This is a genomic window from Lysinibacillus sp. Y5S-8, from assembly GCF_036894365.1.
GTDB classification, from domain to species: Bacteria; Bacillota; Bacilli; order Bacillales_A; family Planococcaceae; genus Lysinibacillus; species Lysinibacillus fusiformis_D.
Genome location: NZ_CP145889.1, coordinates 1160056 through 1180074, shown reverse-complemented (window position 1 = coordinate 1180074; position 20019 = coordinate 1160056). Strand labels below are relative to the sequence as shown.

Genomic DNA, 20019 nt, shown 5'->3' with positions numbered 1-20019 from the left:
TCCTACTCTATCGTCGGAAACATCTTGTGTGGCTTCATCAAACCATCCTTCGTAGGGTGAGCCTGATAAACCGCCACTGCCTTTCCATTGATTCCAAACACAATTTTATCATGACTCTTTAATAATGCATCTGCTGGAAGCACTTGTCCATTGAAAATTTCTTTTTCATTGGCGGCAGTAATCTCAATATATGGATAGTCTGTTAATGCATACTCGACAGGTAAAATACAGGTAGTTGCTTGCTCTGCATCCATTAGCTCAGCAACCTGCGCTAATGTAAAGCAGTTATCACGAGTAAAGGTGCCTGAGGTTGTACGTACGAGCTCCTTCATATGTGCCGGATAGCCAAGAGCTTCACCAATTTGCACAGCTAGTGTACGAATATAGGTCCCTTTACTGCAAGCAATACGGACCGGAAATGTAATCTCTTGCCCCTCATATTGTTCAATCTCATCAAGCAGCTCTAAAGCATAAATCGTTACTTGACGTGTTGGTCTTTCAACCGTTTCACCTTTTCTGGCATACTCATAGAGACGTTTTCCATTTACTTTTACGGCTGAAAACATTGGTGGCGTTTGTTCAATAACACCTGTTAATGTAGCTAACACCTCTAACAGCTGCTCACGAGAAAAGCTTTTTGTGGTCTGATCTTGCGCAACCGTTTCGCCTTCTGCATCCTCTGTTGTTGTAGTACGGCCGATTGAAATGATAGCTTCATAGACCTTTCCTGCATCGGTTAAATATTCAGCAATACGCGTTGCTTGGCCAATACAAATAGGTAGCACACCCTCTACTCCTGGGTCTAGTGTCCCTGTATGCCCAACTTTTTTTGTGCGCAAAATTTTCCGTAATTTAAAGACACAATCATGGCTTGTCATGCCTCTTTCTTTCCAAAGTGGTAAAATACCGTTCATATTAGTGCCTCCCAATTACCTTCTCTATCATCGACTACGTATTGACATAATCTTTTTCCATAAAGATAAAAGTCTGCCTGCATTAACATGCATGTGGCAGACTTTTTTAGCTTATTCTTTGTGTAAACCTCTTAACAATGAATCAATACGGTTACCATATTCAATCGATGAATCAAATTCAAAGAGTAGTTCTGGTGTACGTCGTAAACGAATGCGTGATCCGATTTCTGATCGAATGAAGCCAGAAGCTTTTACTAAAGCTTTAAGCGTTTCTTCACGTTCACGCTCATTGCCTAAAGATGTAATATAAATTGTCGCTTGCTGTAAATCACCCGTTACATCAACACCTGTAACAGTCACAAAACCAACACGCGGATCTTTTATTTTACGGCCAATAATATCGCCAAGCTCTTTTTTCATTTGCTCAGCAACACGGTTTGAACGTAGAGACATAATTTGTCACCTCTATTTCGATGTACAGATAGCTGTGCATTTCATTGCTGTATCAAGCTTACAACTATCTACTATTGCTTATAAATAATCTCGCCACACATCTAGCTGTTCCCATGATGGATTTGACTGCAAATAATGGAGCGCATGATTTATTTCCCGTTCAGCTGCATCTTTTGATGAAGAAACAGCAACAAGTCCTAATTTCGTACGCTGCCATACATTTTGATGGTCAATTTCCGCAATAGAAACATTAAATTTCTGCTTTGTGCGGGTAATCATACGCTGTAAGACAGCGCGTTTTTCCTTTAACGAATGGGCAGTTTGAATGATGAATTCAACCTCTGCATAAACGATCATTAGACGCGTTTAACTTCTTCCATAATATAGGCTTCAATAATATCGCCTTCTCTAATATCGTTGAAGTTTGTAATCGTAATACCACATTCGTATCCTCTTGCTACTTCTTTCACTTCATCTTTGAAGCGTTTAAGCGTATCTAGCTCACCCTCAAATATAACTACATTATCGCGGATTACACGTACACCTGAATCACGCGTTACTTTTCCTTCTGTTATATATGAACCAGCAATTGTACCAACTTTTGATACTTTAATTGTTTGACGAACTTCTGCTTGACCAATAATTTTTTCTTCAAACTCAGGATCAAGCATACCTTTCATCGCTTGTTCAATCTCTTCAATTACTTTATAGATGATGCGGTGTAAGCGAATATCTACACCCTCTTCTTCTGCTGCACGTTTTGCGTTAACATCTGGACGTACGTTAAATCCAATAACAATCGCATTGGAAGCTGCTGCAAGAGAAATATCAGATTCTGTAATAGCACCCGCACCTGTGTGAATAATTTTCACATTTACGCCTTCTACATCAATTTTCATTAATGAGGCAGCCATTGCTTCAACAGTACCTTGAACGTCAGCTTTCACAATTAAGTTAAGCTCTTTCATTTCGCCTTGGCTCATTTGTTCAAATAAGTTATCCAACGTAACACGTTGTTTTTCTGAACGCTGTGCTTGAATTGCTGACATGGCACGAGTTTCACCAACTTGGCGTGCTGTTTTCTCGTCTTCAAAGACTACGAAGCGGTCACCAGCTTGAGGTACATCATTTAAACCTGTAATTTCTACTGGTGTCGATGGGCCAGCTTCTTTTACACGACGACCTTTGTCATTCACCATCGCACGTACACGACCATACGTATGACCTACAACAATTGGATCTCCTACTTTTAATGTTCCATCTTGTACTAATAGCGTAGCAACAGAGCCACGTCCTTTATCAAGCTGTGCTTCAATAACTGTACCAAGCGCTAAACGATCCGGGTTCGCTTTAAGCTCACCAACCTCGGCTACAAGTAAAATCATTTCTAACAATGTATCAATGCCTTCACCTTTTAATGCAGAAATCGGTACGAAAATTGTTTCGCCGCCCCATGCTTCAGGAACTAAGCCATGCTCTGTTAATTCTTGCATGACACGATCAGGATTTGCTGATGGTTTATCCATTTTATTCACAGCTACAATAATTGGTACTTCGGCTGCTTTAGCGTGATTAATCGCTTCTACTGTTTGCGGCATGACACCATCATCAGCAGCAACTACTAAAATGGTTAAGTCAGTTATTTTTGCTCCACGTGCTCGCATTGTTGTGAAAGCAGCGTGTCCTGGTGTATCAAGGAAAGTAATTTTCTTGTCGCCTTCCGTTACTTGGTATGCCCCAATATGTTGTGTGATACCGCCAGCTTCTCCTGCTGTCACTTTCGTATTACGAATAGAATCCAATAATGTTGTTTTACCGTGGTCAACGTGACCCATGATTGTTACAACTGGTGGACGTTCTGATAATACTGCTTCGTTCACTTCTTCTGTTTGCTCGAAGTGTGTTTCTAAATCCGTAATATCTACACGAATTTCTTCTTCCACTTCTACACCGTAGTCTGCGCAGATTAATTCAATTGCATCCTTATCTAATTCTTGGTTAATTGTTGCCATTACACCAAGCATAAATAATTTCTTAATGATTTCAGATGGCTCACGGTGTAATTTTTTTGCTAATTCCGCTACTGATAATGATTCAACAAAAGTAATTTTTTCTGGCAGTTCCTTTTGTTTTACTGGTATAGACGGTTGATGCGTTTTTGGATGGCGACGTTTGCCTCCATGAATGCCTGGTTTTGGACGTTGGTTGTAACCACCGCCACCTCTACGATTATTATTATTATTGTTATTATTATTATTTTGTGTCATATTTCTATTTTGATTACCTTTTGTATTCTTAGATTTTTCGTTAGACGAATTTGAGTTTTGCTGTGTGTGTTGCTGATTGTTTGCTTTAGGCTTAGAAGTAGCAGATTGCTGCCTTTGTCCTTCTTGCATTTTCACCGAATGCTGTGGTTTTTGCTGTCCATTCGATTGAGGTCTTTGCCCCATATTTTGAATGGCTTTTTTTGCTGCTACATTTTTCTCAGGTGTTGCTTTAAATGATTGGTTTAACTTTGCCACAATATCTTTTTCCAACATCGACATATGGTTTGTTACACTCACATTTAATTTACTTAGTGCTTCAATAACCTCTTTACTCGTTTTATTCACTTGCTTCGCATATTCATGAACTCTGATTTTGGTCATCTGCTCACCCCCGATTAGTTTTCGTTGAGTAGACTAGACAATTTACGTGCAAAACCTTTATCGGTAATAGCTAAAGCCACTCGGGCCTCCTTACCTGTAGCATGTCCTAGATCATAACGATCTCCAATTACATGATACTCAACGTTGTAGTACGTGCACTTATCTTGAATTTTCTTACTAGAGTTTTTAGAGGCATCGTTTGCAAGCAATACTAGCTTAGCATTGCCATTCCGAACTTCCTTTACTACTAACTCTTCTCCTGAAATCACTTTACGTGCTCTTGCTGCAATCCCAAGCAAATTAAATATTGCTTGATTTATCATAAAATTGACTCCCTACGAATCAGCAAAATAAGTTCCTCATAAATTTCTTCAGGAATTTTAACATCAAGCTGGTGCCCTAATACATTTTTTTTGCGCGCGATGTCGATTGCATTCTCTGATTTAGATACATATGCACCACGCCCAGGTTTTTTTCCGGAGATATCTACACTTACTTCGCCCTCTTTTGAACGAACAACACGTACCATCTCTTTCTTTGGTAGCATTTCTCCAGTTGCTACACATTTACGAAGAGGTACCTTTTTGTTTACAGCCATAAGAATCACCATTCCTCTCTGAAGCTTGTCGTAAGAGGTGGACAAGTCATGCTCTACTTGACGCTCTGACAGTATTCAGTCGGCGTAGGGGGCCCACTGAATACTGTCAGCTAACTCGTCACACGGGCTTTCTTACTTATTCTTCGTCGTCTTGATATAAGTCAACTGCCACGTCATCAAAATCACTTTCTTCATCTTCAGCAGGGATGAAAGTGCTTGTAGCAGAAGGATAAATACCTAATTCGCGAGCATCTGTTTCACTCTTAATATCAATTTTCCAACCAGTAAGCTTTGCAGCTAGACGTGCATTTTGCCCACGTTTACCAATTGCTAATGATAATTGATAGTCTGGTACGACTACCGTAGTTGATTTTTCTTCCTCGTTCACTTGAACATCTAATACTTTCGATGGGCTTAATGCATTGGCTACGAATACAATTGGATCTTCAGACCATTCTACGATATCAATTTTTTCACCATTTAGTTCATTGACAATCGTTTGTACACGAGCACCTTTAGCTCCAACACATGAACCTACTGGATCTACTTCTTCATTATGTGCATGGACAGAAATTTTAGAGCGATCTCCAGCTTCACGAGCAATCGATTTAATTTCTACAATGCCTTCATAAATTTCAGGTACTTCCATCTCAAATAATCGACGTAATAAACCAGGATGTGTACGAGACACAATCACTTGTGGTCCACGTGTCGTACGCTCAACCTTTGTAATATATACTTTGATACGATCATGTGGATGATAAGATTCGCCTTGAATTTGTTCATTAATTGGCAATGCAGCTTCTACTTTCCCTAAACCTACATAGATATTTCGAGCATCCAAACGTTCCACGACACCTGTTACGATATCATCTTCACGGTCTACATATTGCTCATAGATTAATCCTCTCTCCGCTTCACGTACACGTTGTGTGACAACTTGTTTTGCTGTTTGTGCAGCAATACGTCCGAAGTTGCGTGGTGTTACTTCCTGTTCCACGATATCTTCTAGCTGATAAGCTGGATTAATGACTTTTGCATCTTCTAAAGAAATTTGCAAACGATCATCTTCTACCTCTTCCACAACATCTTTACGTGAAAATACACGAATAGAGCCCTTATCTAAATTTAAGTCCACTCGAACATTTTGTGCTTGATTAAAGTTGCGTTTGTAAGCTGTAACTAATGCCGCTTCAATGGCTTCAATTAACACATCTCTTGAAATTCCTTTTTGTTCTTCTAGCGCATTCAACGCATCTAACAAATCACTACTCATTTTATTTTCACTCCTAAATATGCATTATGCTGAAAAATCAATGGCAAGTCGTGCCAATGCGATTTTTTCTTGTTCAATTGTTACTGTCATTTTACGTGTTTTAATACGTACTTCCACCACTAATGTATGTTCATCGTATGACGTTAAGTAGCCTTGGAATTCCTTCATGTCCTTAATGGGTTCATAGGTTTTTACATAAATAAATTTGCCAATTGCTTTTTCAAAATCCGTATCTTTTTTTAAGGGGCGCTCTGCTCCAGGTGAAGAAACTTCTAAATAATAGTTTTGTGTAATTGGATCTTTTTCATCCAATAACAGGCTTAGTCGTTCACTAACTTGAGCACATTGGTCAATGTCAATGTCACCCTCAGGCGTATCGACATAAACACGTAAAAACCAGTTACGTCCTTCTTTGACGTACTCAATATCCACTAGCTCAAGATTTAACTCATCCACAATTGGTTTAGCGAGCTCTTCAATTAAAGATGGTACTTTGCTCATTGTTGCCTCCTGTATTTATCAAATTCTAGCGTATGAATTGTTCATCACTGTAAGTTAATGCAGTAATGAATCATAATAAAACAGAAATTCCACCAGTTGCTTTGGTGAAATTTTACGGTCTTACCTGCTGTTAGTCAAAATTTGTTTTGCTACGGTATAACAACAGAAAAGAGCGGGTATGCCCCACTCTTTTGCTGGAAAAATATCAACAAATTATTACCATAAGGATAGCACAGTTCTCGGCACAATGCAAATTTCCTTCATGACAGTTAACCATATTGTGTCAGGATTTTGAAATTCTACAGTGACCTTTCGCCACGACACAAATCACTTACTAAAAAAGTGATAACTGATTGGCATCAGGCATGCCTTCTAAGCAACCAAGTTGGTCCATGTATTCGATAAGTGTTTTCGATACACGCCCACGTTGCTGTAAATCTTCCTTGGATAAAAACTCTCCCTCTTCCCGAGCGGCTACAATCGTTTTGGCAACGTTGGTTCCAAGTCCTGGAATCGCATCGAACGGAGGAATTAATGAATTGCCATCAATGACAAATTCACTTGCTTGAGAACGGTATAAGTCAACTTTCTGGAAACTCATGCCTCGTTCACACATTTCCAATGCAAGCTCCATCACCGTTAATAAGTTCTTCTCTTTAGTGGATGCATCTAAACCTTTCATATTGATTTCATCAATACGTGCTCTAATCATTTGCGACCCTTGAACCATCGCAATTAAATCAAAGTCATCTGCACGAACTGTGAAATACGCTGCGTAATAGAGGATTGGGAAATGTACCTTGAACCAAGCAATACGTACAGCCATTAGCACATATGCTGCCGCATGGGCTTTCGGGAACATATATTTTATCTTTTTACAAGATTCGATATACCAGCCTGGGACTTTATTAGCGAGCATCTCAGCTTCAAACTCCTCAGATAAGCCTTTCCCTTTACGTACAGACTCCATGATTTTAAAGGCCAGTGATGGCTCTAGACCTTGATAAATTAAATACACCATAATATCATCACGACAACCAATTACTTCTTTCAGCACACATGTACCGTTTTGAATTAATTCCTGTGCGTTGCCTAGCCATACGTCGGTTCCGTGTGAAAGTCCAGAAATTTGGACAAGCTCTGAGAATGTGGAAGGCTTTGTATCTTCGAGCATTTGACGTACGAAACGTGTACCAAATTCCGGGATACCCAATGTTCCTGTCTTACAGCCTATTTGCTTTTCTGTGACTCCTAACGTTTCTGGAGAACTAAAAATTTTCATTACGACAGGATCATCGGTTGGGATTGTTTTTGGATCTATTCCAGATAAATCCTGCAACATCCTGATAACCGTCGGATCATCGTGTCCAAGTATATCAAGCTTTAAAATATTGTCATGAATAGAGTGGAAGTCAAAATGGGTTGTCCGCCATTCTGCATCCTGTGCATCTGCAGGGAACTGCACTGGAGAAAAGTCATAAATATCCATGTAATCAGGTACAACGATAATTCCCCCAGGGTGTTGCCCAGATGTACGTTTTACTCCTGTACAGCCTTGCACTAAACGGTCGACTTCCGCACCTCGGAAATGTAAATTATGATCATTTGCATAGCCCTTTACATAGCCATATGCTGTTTTCTCTGCCACTGTACCAATAGTTCCAGCACGATAAACATAATCCTCTCCAAATAGCACCTTCGTATAGTTATGAGCTTGTGGTTGGTATTCACCAGAAAAATTCAAATCAATATCGGGTACCTTGTCACCTTTAAAACCAAGGAAGGTTTCAAAAGGTATATCTTGTCCATCTTTTTTATAAGGTGTGCCGCATTCCGTACAGTCTTTATTTGGCAAGTCAAAGCCTGAGCTGACCGAACCATCATCAAAAAACTCAGAATGCTTACAATTAGGACAAATATAATGAGGAGGTAATGGGTTAACCTCTGTAATTTCCATGAAGGTTGCGACTAATGAAGAACCAACCGAACCACGTGAACCAACTAAATAGCCATCAGCTAATGACTTTTTCACCAGTTTGGCTGAAATTAAATAAATAACACCAAAGCCGTGTCCCAAAATCGATTTTAATTCTTTTTCAATTCGAGCTTTCACGATTTCTGGTAACTCCTCACCATAAATACGATGGGCCATTTCGTACGTTAAATTGGTTACCTCATCATCCGAGCCTTCAATTTTTGGTGTATAGAGGTCATCCTTAATCGGTTTTACATCACCAATACTCTCTGCAATTTTTTGCGCATTCGTTACAACCACTTCTTTTGCAAGATCTGGTCCTAAAAAATCAAATTCCTTGAGCATTTCATCCGTTGTTCTAAAATGAACCTCAGGTAGCTTTGATCGATTTAAAATATTAGCTCCACCCTGTGAACCAATAAGTATTTGCCTAAACATGGCATCTGTTGGATCTAAATAGTGGACATTTCCAGTGGCAACAACAGGTTTATCTATCTTCTTTCCAAGCTTAACAAGCTTACGAATAATATCCTCTAACGTCCATTCATCACGTACAACATTGCGTTCAATTAGTGGCGCATACACAGCTTTCGGTTGTACCTCGATATAATCATAGAATCGAGCAACTTGCTCTGCTTCCTCAGGTGACTTATTCATCATCGTTTCGAAGAGTTCACCATTACTGCAGCCTGAACCTACTAATAAACCTTCGCGATACTGCTCGAGTACAGCCCGTGTCACTCGAGGAACACGATAGAATGTTTTCGTATGAGAATGTGAGACGATTTTAAATAAGTTTTTTAAGCCCACATTATCAACGGCTAAAATCGTACAATGCATTGGTCGACCTTTTTTATAGGCATCGCCACCACCAATATGCTTATTGAAGTCGTCATGGTAATTAATCGCTAGCTCATCTGCATCTTTTAATAAATGTAATAGTAGATAGCCTGTCGCCTCTGTATCGTAAATCGCTCGGTGATGTTGTGTTAATTCAATATTGAATTTTTTACACAGTGTGTTTAAACGATGATTTTTCATAGTAGGATAAAGCAATCTTGCAAGCTCTAATGTATCAATGACCGGATGGGTTGTTCCTTCAAGGCCAAATTTCTTATAACCTGTATATAAGAAACCTATATCAAATGATGCGTTATGAGCAACAACTATTGCGTCACCAATAAAGGCATGAAATTCTTTAATCACTTGCTCCACTTCAGGTGCATTTCGAACCATATCATCTGTAATTCCTGTTAATTCAATAGTAGTAGCCGAAAGTGGATGATGTGGATTGGCAAAGCTTTCGTATTTATCTATGACATGCCCGTCTTTAATTTTTACTGCGGCCAATTCAATAATCGTATCGTAAGCCGTAGATAGCCCTGTTGTTTCTACGTCAAAGACAACATACGTTGTGTCTGCTAATAAACGATGTTCAGGAGCATAGGCAATCGGTACACCATCATCTACTAAATTTGCTTCTAGCCCATAAATGACCTTGATCCCATGTTTTTTTCCTGCTGCATATGCTTCAGGGAAGGATTGCACAACAGCATGATCCGTAATAGCTATTGCTGGATGCCCCCATTTTGCGGCCTGTGCAACAAGCCGGTCAACAGGTGTAACAGCGTCCATTTGGCTCATCGGTGTGTGCAAATGTAACTCAACACGTTTTTCGCCCTCTGGTGCTAAATCTTGTCGTGTTTCTTTTTTGATTTCATTAATATCATTCGCCATGACAATTAAATCACGGATGAATGTATCCGTTTGAACAGAGCCTCGCACTTTAACCCACATGCCCTTTTTCAGATGCTGCATTAATTCTGCATCATCATTATCACGAGAGAACATTTTAACGATGATGGAATCTGTATAGTCGGTAATTTTAATTTGTAATAAGGAGCGTCCACTTTTTAGCTCTTTAATCTCCGTATCAAAAACAAACCCTTCAATAATGACACGGCGTTCTTCCTCGACAATCCGTTTAATTTCCACTATTTCATCATCTTTAATATGCATTCCAAGCTGGAATGGACGGTCACCAAGATTCGCCAATGCCGGGTTATCCTTTTTCTCTTGCTCACGTTTTTGGAAATCCTGCATCGCTTGCTGCGCTAGGGCCACTTCTTCCATACGTTTCTGCTCCATAAACGCCTCTTGTGCCGCGATCATTTCTTCCGTCTCTTCTTGTAGTACAAAGTCGATTACCATATGGGGAAAGCCGAATTGACCATAGCTTTCGGAAAGTTTGTCAGCATACTTTGTTTTCAGCATCATAAATTCCATTTCCTGCATGCAGGACAAAGTAATTTTTTGGCCATTCCACATTGGCACTTGAGATATGAGACAGCTTTTAAGCGTCGGTGCCATCTCATCAATTTGTTCCACAACACTTAACCAGTAAGCTTGCACCAGTTCCTCTGTCACATTTTTCTCTACCGTTTCAAAGGTAGTATTAATTTGTGCAATTGCTGAAAATTTCTCCGTTAAATGTGTACGGAAAAGCTGATATAAAGGAAACGGCAGTATATCTTGTAATTTAATGGTGAAATGCCAAAGTCTAACCTTTTTATGGACTGTTAGGCGTGATAATTCACCTTCCTCAAAAAATGACATGTATACATCATCTGTTAATTCTAATTGTTGCAAGAGCATTCGAAGTCTCATTCTTGCCTCTTGTTGCTGTTCCAATCTAACGACACCTACTTTCAGAAAGAGGTAGGTTGTTAAGCCTCCTCCTCTAATTCGTCTCAAAGACACGAGAGAATTCAAGAAAAAAATTCGCTCCCTCACTGCGGGCGCTCTTCAAGCTTAACAGAGTTTTACCATCTGTTGTTTCTTGCTTGGCTCACTGTCCCGCAGAAGTGTCGCGAATTATTTATCTCTATCTTATCAAAATTTTACGAAAGCCTCTATCAAAAGCATTAACTTCTAATTATAACCAACCTCTTAACAAGCCATTAGTTTTTACGGAAAAATTCGTTAAGGCGATCAATGACCTCTTCTTTTTTCCATTCAAATGTTTCACCAGTTTGACGGAATTTCACTTCTACCATACCTTCAGATGCTTTTTTACCAACCGTTACACGCACAGGTAAACCAATTAAATCAGCGTCTGCAAATTTTACACCTGCACGCTCGGCACGATCATCTAAAAGTACATCATAACGATATGATTTTAATAAACCGTAAAGTTCATCTGCTAATGCCACTTGCGCCTCATCTTTCGTGTTAACTGGCACAACATGAATATCATATGGTGCTAATTGTATTGGCCAAGTAAATCCATTATCATCTTGGAAGTGCTCAGCCACGGCAGCTAGAATACGAGATACCCCAATACCGTAACAGCCCATAATAAACGGTTGAGCCTTCCCTTGCTCATCTAAGAAAGTACCATTCATTTTAGCAGAGTATGTAGTACCTAATTTGAAAATATGACCAACTTCGATACCTTCTGCGAATTTAATAAACCCTTGTCCGTCTGGGGAAGGATCTCCCTCTTTAATAAAACGAATATCTAAGTAGTCATTCACAGCAAAATCACGCTCTGGGTTGACATTCACTAAATGGAATCCATCTACATTTGCACCTGCAATACCGTTACGGATAGATTTGATAGCTTGGTCTGCTACTACCTTTACGTCTACTGGTAATTTCACTGGCCCAATTGAACCAACGCCACAGCCTAATAATTCACGGATTGCTGCTTCACTAGCCAGCTCCACAGAACCTGCATCAAGTGCATTTTTCAGCTTGATATCATTAATTTCATGATCCCCACGTGCAAGGACAACCACAAGCTCCCCGTCTACATCAAACACTAAAGATTTGATCACATTAGCTGGCTCTACATTTAAGAACGCTGATACTTCTTCAATTGTTTTTTGCTCTGGTGTTGCCACTTTTTCAACTTCTTTTAAAGCGTCATCTGATGGTTGATAATCCGCAATGACTTCAGCCATTTCGATATTTGCTGCATAGTCAGAAGTATCTGAGTAGGCAATCGTATCTTCTCCAATTTCAGATAGCACCATAAATTCATGTGTACCTTTACCGCCAATTGAACCTGCATCTGCAATGACAGCGCGGTAGTTTAAGCCAAGGCGGGAGAAAATATTTGAATACGCACGATACATATCTTCATATGTTTCATCTAAACTTTCACGTGACGCATGGAAAGAATAAGCATCCTTCATTATAAATTCTCTTCCTCGTAATAAGCCGAAGCGAGGGCGCTTTTCATCACGGAATTTAGTTTGAATTTGATACAATGTTAACGGCAATTTTTTATAGGATTTAATTTCATCACGTACTAAAGTTGTAATCACTTCTTCATGAGTTGGTCCTAATGCAAAATCACGGTCGTGACGGTCTTTTAGGCGCATTAATTCTGGTCCGTATTTTTCCCAGCGACCTGATTCCTGCCAAAGCTCAGCAGATTGTAAGGATGGCATTAGAAGCTCAATAGAGTTGATGGCTTCCATTTCTTCACGGATAATTGTTTCAATTTTTGTTAAGACACGTTTTGCAAGCGGTAAATACGAGTATACCCCACTTGTATTTTGACGAATAAACCCTGCTCGTAGTAATTGCTTATGTGATTTTACCTCAGCATCCGCAGGTACTTCACGTAATGTTGGGATAAATGTTTTACTTTGCTTCATTCAGTGTTCCACCTTTTTTAATAGATAAGTTTATACTCTCAATAGCATAAACAAATTTAGCTTTGAGCGCAATGTTTCATAGTAATTGCGCTCAAAGCTAGAAAATGAAATTTCATTTAACTGTCATTGGTTTAAAAGAAGAATCGTTGAATATCGTTCCATGTCACGACAACCATTAAAATCATCAGTAGGACAATTCCTACGAAATGGACAATTCCCTCTTTTTGACGATCGATTGGTTTACCACGTAAAGCTTCAAAACCAAAGAATAATAAACGACCACCATCAAGTGCTGGTAATGGAAGAAGGTTCATAATCCCTAAGTTAATACTTAACATCGCGGCCCAATTCATTAAGTTCATAATACCATACTGGGCTACCTGCTCTGTTGCTTTATAAATGCCAACAGGTCCAGAAAGTGCATCTATTGTGAACTTACCAGTAATCAACATACCAAGAAGCTCAAATATTTTCATGGTCATATTATAGGTTTCTTGTGCTCCATAAACTACAGCTTTTAATGGATTAAATTCTCTCGGACTGTCATAGCGCACACCAATTTGACCATATTTTTCGCCATCCTGCTGGATTTCTTTCACAGTCATATTTAAGTTCATAGATTGTCCATCACGTTCCACAGTCACTGTAATTTCTTCGTTTGGATGATCTTGAACAATAGCGGCTAAATCCTGCCATTTTTCAACGGCTTGTCCGTCAATGGCTGTTACTCTATCTCCCGCGAGCATTCCTGCCTGTGCAGCTGGATCATTTTCTACTACTTCAGTGATAATCGGCTCGTATGTTGGGACACCGTGGATTAACCCAATTACCAAGTAAATCACAAACGCAAGAATAAAGTTAAACAAAGGACCTGCAAAGATTGTCATCGCACGTTGACCAACTGTTTTTGCATTAAATTGACGATCATGTGGTGCAATGACTAATTCACGACCATTTTCCACAAGAACACAATCTCTTGCTACGTCATAACGAACTAGACGTTCTTCTTCATCATAGCCTTCTACAAATAAATTCTTCTCTAAATCAGCACGCTCAACTTCTAAAAATAATAAATCTGGTAGCTGCTTATTACTTTGATTGAAAATAATTTTTTTCACAACATTATCTTCATCGACAATTAGCCCTATTCGATAGCCTGGCTGTAGTTCAGTGCCATCCATATCCTCGCCGGCCATACGAACATACCCACCGATAGGCAATAATCGAATAGTATACATTGTTTCTCCATGCGTTTTCCCATAAATTTTGGGACCCATTCCGATAGCAAATTCACGCACTAAAATACCTGCACGTTTAGCAAATAAGAAATGTCCAAGTTCATGGAAGAAGACGAGCATCCCAAATATTAAAATAAATGCAATGGCTGTTTGCATAATACCCCACCTTTAATAGCGATTAGTTAACGATACAGCACTTTCGTTATTTTACCATGTCTAACACTATTTTTCTTGTCTCACTGTCCACATGTAAAATCGTTTGTAAATCTGGTACTGCAATGTTTTGATGTGCATGCATTACTCGTTCAATCGTCTCATCAATTTCAAGGAATGTAATTTTCCCTTGTAAAAAGGCTGCAACTGCCGCTTCATTTGCTGCATTCATCGCTGTCAAAATGGTACCACCTGTACGACCAGCCTCATATGCTAAACGCAAAGCCGGGTAACGCTCAAAGTCCATATCTTGAAAATGTAGTTGTCCAATTTGCGCTAAATTTAGTCGCTGACCATTATGTAATGGTATACGATCAGGATAGCTTAAAGCATATTGAATCGGTACGCGCATATCTGGCGTGCCTAGCTGAGCAATCACACTAGTATCATGATACTCAACAAGAGAGTGAATAATACTTTCTCTATGCAAAAGTACATCTATTTTATCATATGGCATATCAAATAAAACATGTGCTTCAATGACTTCTAATCCTTTATTCATCATTGTTGCGGAGTCTATCGTAATTTTTGCGCCCATAGACCAGTTCGGGTGATTCAATGCATCTGCAACCGTCACATGCTGTAATTGGTCACGTGTTTTATCACGGAAGCTACCACCTGAAGCTGTAATAATTAAACGCTCAATATTTTTGGGATTTTCGCCATTCATTGATTGGAAGATGGCTGAGTGCTCGCTATCAACAGGTAAAATCGTGGCCTTATATTTTTTGGCTTCTGCCATGACTAAATGACCAGCTGTAACAAGTGTTTCCTTGTTAGCAATGGCAATCGTTTTGCCCATGCGAATAGCTGCTAATGTTGATTCCAGACCAACACTTCCTAGCACAGCATTGACGAGTACAGTTGAGTCTGGATGTGTAGCAACTTCTACAAGACCTTTCGCCCCAAATGTAAATTGGATTTCAGGATAATCTTTCGCAAGGTCTCGTGCATCCTCTTCTAGCTGCACAGAAACTAGCTCGGGTTTTAATGTTTCAATCATTTCTCGTGTTTTCTCAATGTTTTTCCCTGAAGAAAAAGCCACTAATTGAAACGCATCACGTTGTTCTTTTAAAATATCGTAGGTTTGCCAACCGATTGAACCCGTTGCACCTAATAAACTAATTTTTTTCACAACAAATTGTCCCCTTTTTCTATCTAAGCAAATGATTTAGCAAGATGTCTTTTAATATACAGATTAATTACCAAACAAATGTAAAAAATGAAGGAGAGGCACGACAAATAATAGACTATCGAAGCGATCTAAAATTCCGCCATGCCCTGGTAAAATATTGCCCGAATCTTTTACATCAAAATGACGTTTGATAGCTGATTCTACCAAATCTCCCATTTGTCCAATAATAGAGGCAAAAATCGTGACAAAAACAAGTGATATATAACCATTTGCAAATGGGTAAATGAGTTGCATACCAACTGCAAAAATAACCGCAATGACAATTCCGCCTAGAAAACCTTCAATCGTTTTCTTCGGTGAGATTTCAGGCCATAACTTATTCTTCCCTAATTTTCTTCCTACAAAATAGGCACCTGAATCTGTTGTCCAAACAACTAATAAACAATAGACAACATACTCTAATCCAACATTTCTTGTTTCAATTAAATAATGGAATCCTAACCCCACATAAAATGCACCCAATAAAATAAAGCCCACTTCGTCAAAGGTTATTTTATTTTTTACAAGGACCACGTAAATCAGTAGTAACATCATTAGACCATAAACAACCATTAAATTGGATGAATAGCCTATTGTCTCTACAACTTTTTCACTCCAATCTTTCGGTATAACAAGTAATACTAATGTTATTAACCCTAGAAAACCAGGCACAGAAAAAATGGAAATCCCTTTCATTTTTAAGATTTCATAAAAACCGACAATAGCCATTGCAAGCACAAGTATGGTAAATGGTACTTTGCCATAAATAACGAACGGAATAAAAAGTGCTGCTGCGATTATTGCCGTGATAATTCGTTGTTTCAAGTTGTTTCTTCTCCCTTCAACCCACCGTAACGGCGATTACGCTTCTGATAATTTTCCACCGCTTCCAGTAAGCTTTCCTCACTAAAATCTGGCCACAATGTATCTGTAAACCAAAATTCTGTATAGGCGAGCTGCCATAACATAAAGTTACTTAATCGTACTTCACCACTTGTACGAATTAGAAGATCTGGTTCAGGCAAATGGGCCGTCATTAAATGAGACGTTAAGCATTCTTCTGTTATGTCTTGCATCGTTAATTGACCGTCCTGCACTTTTTGCAGCATCGTTTTCATGGCATTGACCATTTCAGAACGACTCCCATAGTTCAGCGCAAAATTTAAGACAAGCCCTGTATTATGCTTTGTTTCTTCCATTGCCTCATACAACGCCTTTTGCGTATGAGCAGGTAATAAGGATGGATCACCAATCATTTCGACACGTACATTACGCTGCATCATTTCTGGTAAGAAAGAACCTAAAAATTCAACAGGTAGACGCATAAGAAAATCAACCTCTGGTTTTGGTCGCTTCCAATTTTCCGTGGAAAATGCATATACGGTTAAAACTTTAATTCCTAAATCCGACGCAAACCTAGTTACCTTACGTACGGTCTTCATTCCTTCATGATGACCAGCAACTCGTGGCATAGCACGTTTTTTCGCCCAACGTCCATTTCCGTCCATAATAATCGCTACATGGGCAGGAATCGGCTCGCTTTTAGTTAGGGCCACACGCTCCTCCAATGATAGTGTATCCATATTTATTTGTTTTCCTAATAGCTTTTTAAACATGCTAACTCCCCCACTACAACTAATCGGACGTATACTAACCTATCATAACAAACAAAAGCGCTTTTTGTCTTTTTTTTCCCTCTAAATTGACTATGTATGTACTAGCTTATTTTAGAACTATACACATAATAAAGAATAAGTTTGTTAGAAAATCGATGATGGTGTTATTAATGATCTTTTCGCATTCATGTATGCTCTTTATATGACGAAGCAATTGATTATGAACAATAAAGCGAAAAGACGTCCTGTTATGTATAGGACGCCTTCATCTCATCAAAAAGTTCCATCATAGACATGTAAAACGTCTTGTTTACACCTCTAAAATTTCTTTTTCTTTATCTTTCGCTACTTGATCTACTTTCACAATGAATTCATCTGTTAATTTTTGAATATCGTCACCATAGCCACGTAGATCGTCTTCTGTGATTTCGCCAGCTTTTTCAAGTTTTTTCAAATCATCGTTTGCATCGCGACGAACGTTACGTACAGCAATTTTTGCGTCTTCCGCTTCTTTTTTCACTTGCTTTACTAGATCCTTACGACGATCTTCTGTTAGTGCTGGAATCATTAAACGAATGATCGAACCATCATTTGTTGGTGTAATCCCGATATCTGATTTCATAATTGCTTTTTCAATATCACCTAAAATTGTTTTATCGTAAGGTGTAATGACTAGTAAGCGAGCTTCTGGTACAGAAACACCTGCAAGTTGGTTAATTGGTGTTGGTGCCCCATAGTAGTCCACCATGATACGATCCAATAAAGATGCGTTCGCACGACCTGCACGAATAGATGATAGTTCACGTGAGAAAGCTGTGATTGTTTTGTTCATTTTTTCTTTTGCTTGTTCTAAGACTTGTTTAGCCATTATACGTTCCTCCTAACAACTGTTCCGATTTTTTCGCCTTGTACAGCACGTTTAATGTTACCTGGCTCCGTAATTGAGAAAACAATTAGCGGGATATCGTTATCCATACATAAAGTGGAAGCCGTTGAATCCATTACTTGTAAGCCTTGTTGGATAACTTCTAAGTATGTGAGTGTATCATATTTAATGGCTGTTTCATCCACTTTTGGATCTGCCGAATAAACGCCATCGACATTATTTTTAGCCATTAAAATCGCATCTGCGTCAATTTCTGCTGCGCGTAATGCGGCAGTAGTATCAGTAGAGAAGAACGGATTACCTGTCCCTGCTGCAAAGATAACGACACGTTTTTTCTCTAGATGTCTAACTGCTTTACGACGAATGTATGGCTCCGCTACTTGAGTCATCACAATAGAAGATTGAACGCGTGTTTCAATACCTAATTTTTCAAGAGCATCTTGTAAAGCTAGTGAGTTCATAACGGTTGCTAACATGCCCATATAATCGGCTGCAGCACGATCCATTCCCATTTCACTACCTATTTTACCACGCCATATATTACCGCCACCTACAACAACAGCAACTTCTACATCAAGATCTACTACTTCTTTTACTTCTTCTGCAACAGACTTGATTATTTTTGGTGATAAACCGAAGCCCGCTTCTCCAGCTAACGCTTCACCACTTAGTTTAATAACTACTCGTTTATATTGCGGTACACTCATTGTAAACCTCCGTAAGACTTTATTTAAAACCTTTCTATTCCCTTTTCCATTATAGTATATCTAACAATAATTGCTAGTTGTGAATAAGGCAGAATAGAAAATTATATCCGTTTTTCGTTCATTTCGGAAAAATAGGGAACACGCTATGTTGTGTTCCCCATTTTAGTCTAGATAATCTAGATATTATTTGATTAGAATCAAATGCAAGCGAAATTAGTTACCTTTAACTTGGCTCATTACTTCTTCTGCAAAGTTATCTTCACGTTTTTCGATACCTTCACCAACAGCGTAACGTACAAAGCCGTTTACTGAACCACCAGTTGAAGCTACGAAATCACGTACTTTTTGATCTGAGTTTTTAACAAATGTTTGATCAAGCAAGCAAACGTCTTCGAAATATTTACCAAGACGGCCTTCAACCATTTTCGCAACGATGTTTTCTGGTTTACCTTCGTTAAGAGCTTGCTCTGTTAATACTTTACGCTCACGTTCAACTTCTTCAGCAGAAACTTCATCGCGAGAAACATATGTTGGGTTGATTGCTGCAATGTGCATCGCAACATCTTTAGCTGCTGCTGCATCAGTAGAACCTTCTAAAGTCACTAATACACCAATACGGCCGCCCATGTGTAAGTAAGCTCCGAATGCATCTGCATCAGATTTTGATTTAATTTCGAAACGACGAAGTGTAATTTTTTCACCAATTGTTGCAACAGCTGTTGAAATTTGATCTTCAATTTTTACACCTTCAGCATTTGTAAGCTCTAAAGCGGCTTCAACTGAAGCTGGTTTAGCAGCAAGTAATTGCTCTGCTAAAGAAGAAACTAATACTTGGAATTTGTCGTTTTTCGCAACGAAGTCAGTTTCTGCGTTTACTTCCACGATAATTGCTTCGTTACCTTGTTCTAAAATGTAAGTTGTACCTTCTGCAGCGATACGGTCAGCTTTTTTAGCAGCTGAAGAAAGACCTTTTTCACGTAGGAAGTCGATTGCAGCTTCTAGGTTACCATCAGTTTCTACTAACGCTTTTTTACAATCCATCATACCAGCGCCAGTTTTTTCGCGTAATTCTTTTACTAATTGTGCAGTAATGTTTGCCATTTAGTGTTTCCTCCTCAAATTGGTTGAACTATTTAATGATAGGTTCTAAAAA

17 protein-coding genes are annotated in these 20019 nt (G+C 39.0%); all 17 read right to left on the bottom strand.

Translation table 11 applies throughout. The features are described from left to right. Positions 1-2: 2 nt before the first annotated feature. The 17 genes from truB to tsf all read right to left on the bottom strand — a co-directional run bounded on the left by truB (position 3) and on the right by tsf (position 19967). Positions 3-914 (bottom strand): tRNA pseudouridine(55) synthase TruB, encoded by a 912-nt coding sequence (truB, locus tag V6670_RS05495; RefSeq protein ID WP_338653013.1) that lies wholly within the window; start codon positions 912-914, stop codon positions 3-5. 111 nt (positions 915-1025) lie between these two features. Further along, positions 1026-1367, bottom strand: coding sequence for a 30S ribosome-binding factor RbfA (rbfA, locus tag V6670_RS05490; protein ID WP_036121387.1), 342 nt, complete (start codon positions 1365-1367; stop codon positions 1026-1028). Between the two features lie 78 nt (positions 1368-1445). Then, entirely contained in the window at positions 1446-1724 is a 279-nt protein-coding gene (locus V6670_RS05485) for a DUF503 domain-containing protein (RefSeq protein WP_036121391.1), read from the bottom strand. Next, positions 1724-4015, bottom strand: a complete 2292-nt coding sequence (gene infB / locus V6670_RS05480; RefSeq protein WP_338653009.1) for a translation initiation factor IF-2 — start codon at positions 4013-4015, stop codon at positions 1724-1726. The genes V6670_RS05485 and infB overlap by 1 nt, the downstream gene beginning before the upstream one ends. Positions 4016-4029: 14 nt before the next feature. After that, on the bottom strand, positions 4030-4338 hold the full coding sequence (locus V6670_RS05475; protein ID WP_036121397.1) for a YlxQ family RNA-binding protein: 309 nt from the start codon (positions 4336-4338) through the stop codon (positions 4030-4032). After that, positions 4335-4613 carry a YlxR family protein gene (locus tag V6670_RS05470; RefSeq protein ID WP_036121399.1) on the bottom strand — a complete coding sequence of 93 codons (279 nt, stop codon included), beginning with the start codon at positions 4611-4613 and terminating at the stop codon, positions 4335-4337. The genes V6670_RS05475 and V6670_RS05470 overlap by 4 nt, the downstream gene beginning before the upstream one ends. Before the next feature lie 136 nt (positions 4614-4749). Continuing rightward, entirely contained in the window at positions 4750-5889 is a 1140-nt protein-coding gene (gene nusA / locus V6670_RS05465) for a transcription termination factor NusA (protein WP_058843511.1), read from the bottom strand. Between the two features lie 24 nt (positions 5890-5913). Continuing rightward, positions 5914-6390 carry a ribosome maturation factor RimP gene (gene rimP / locus V6670_RS05460; RefSeq protein ID WP_036121405.1) on the bottom strand — a complete coding sequence of 159 codons (477 nt, stop codon included), beginning with the start codon at positions 6388-6390 and terminating at the stop codon, positions 5914-5916. Between the two features lie 334 nt (positions 6391-6724). Next, positions 6725-11056: a PolC-type DNA polymerase III gene (locus tag V6670_RS05455; RefSeq protein WP_089932000.1), complete on the bottom strand. Its 4332-nt coding sequence runs from the start codon at positions 11054-11056 to the stop codon at positions 6725-6727. 269 nt (positions 11057-11325) lie between these two features. Beyond that, positions 11326-13032, bottom strand: a complete 1707-nt coding sequence (locus tag V6670_RS05450; RefSeq protein WP_338653006.1) for a proline--tRNA ligase — start codon at positions 13030-13032, stop codon at positions 11326-11328. Between the two features lie 131 nt (positions 13033-13163). Next, the gene (rseP, locus tag V6670_RS05445; RefSeq protein ID WP_141903475.1) at positions 13164-14426 is read right to left on the bottom strand and encodes an RIP metalloprotease RseP; all 1263 of its coding nucleotides are present in this window, start codon (positions 14424-14426) and stop codon (positions 13164-13166) included. A gap of 46 nt (positions 14427-14472) precedes the next feature. Next, complete coding sequence (dxr, locus tag V6670_RS05440; RefSeq protein WP_338653004.1) at positions 14473-15618, bottom strand: 1-deoxy-D-xylulose-5-phosphate reductoisomerase; 1146 nt, start codon at positions 15616-15618, stop codon at positions 14473-14475. Between the two features lie 63 nt (positions 15619-15681). Then, positions 15682-16482, bottom strand: coding sequence for a phosphatidate cytidylyltransferase (locus tag V6670_RS05435; RefSeq protein ID WP_036124178.1), 801 nt, complete (start codon positions 16480-16482; stop codon positions 15682-15684). Continuing rightward, positions 16479-17273, bottom strand: coding sequence for an isoprenyl transferase (locus V6670_RS05430; protein ID WP_036124181.1), 795 nt, complete (start codon positions 17271-17273; stop codon positions 16479-16481). Before V6670_RS05430 ends, V6670_RS05435 begins: the two co-directional genes overlap by 4 nt. Positions 17274-17583: 310 nt before the next feature. After that, a complete protein-coding gene (gene frr / locus V6670_RS05425; protein WP_036124184.1) occupies positions 17584-18141 on the bottom strand; it encodes a ribosome recycling factor in 558 nt (185 codons plus the stop codon). Further along, complete coding sequence (gene pyrH, locus V6670_RS05420; protein ID WP_036124188.1) at positions 18141-18866, bottom strand: UMP kinase; 726 nt, start codon at positions 18864-18866, stop codon at positions 18141-18143. The genes frr and pyrH overlap by 1 nt, the downstream gene beginning before the upstream one ends. Before the next feature lie 213 nt (positions 18867-19079). Continuing rightward, positions 19080-19967 (bottom strand): translation elongation factor Ts, encoded by an 888-nt coding sequence (tsf, locus tag V6670_RS05415; RefSeq protein ID WP_036124190.1) that lies wholly within the window; start codon positions 19965-19967, stop codon positions 19080-19082. Between the last annotated feature and the right edge of the window lie 52 nt (positions 19968-20019).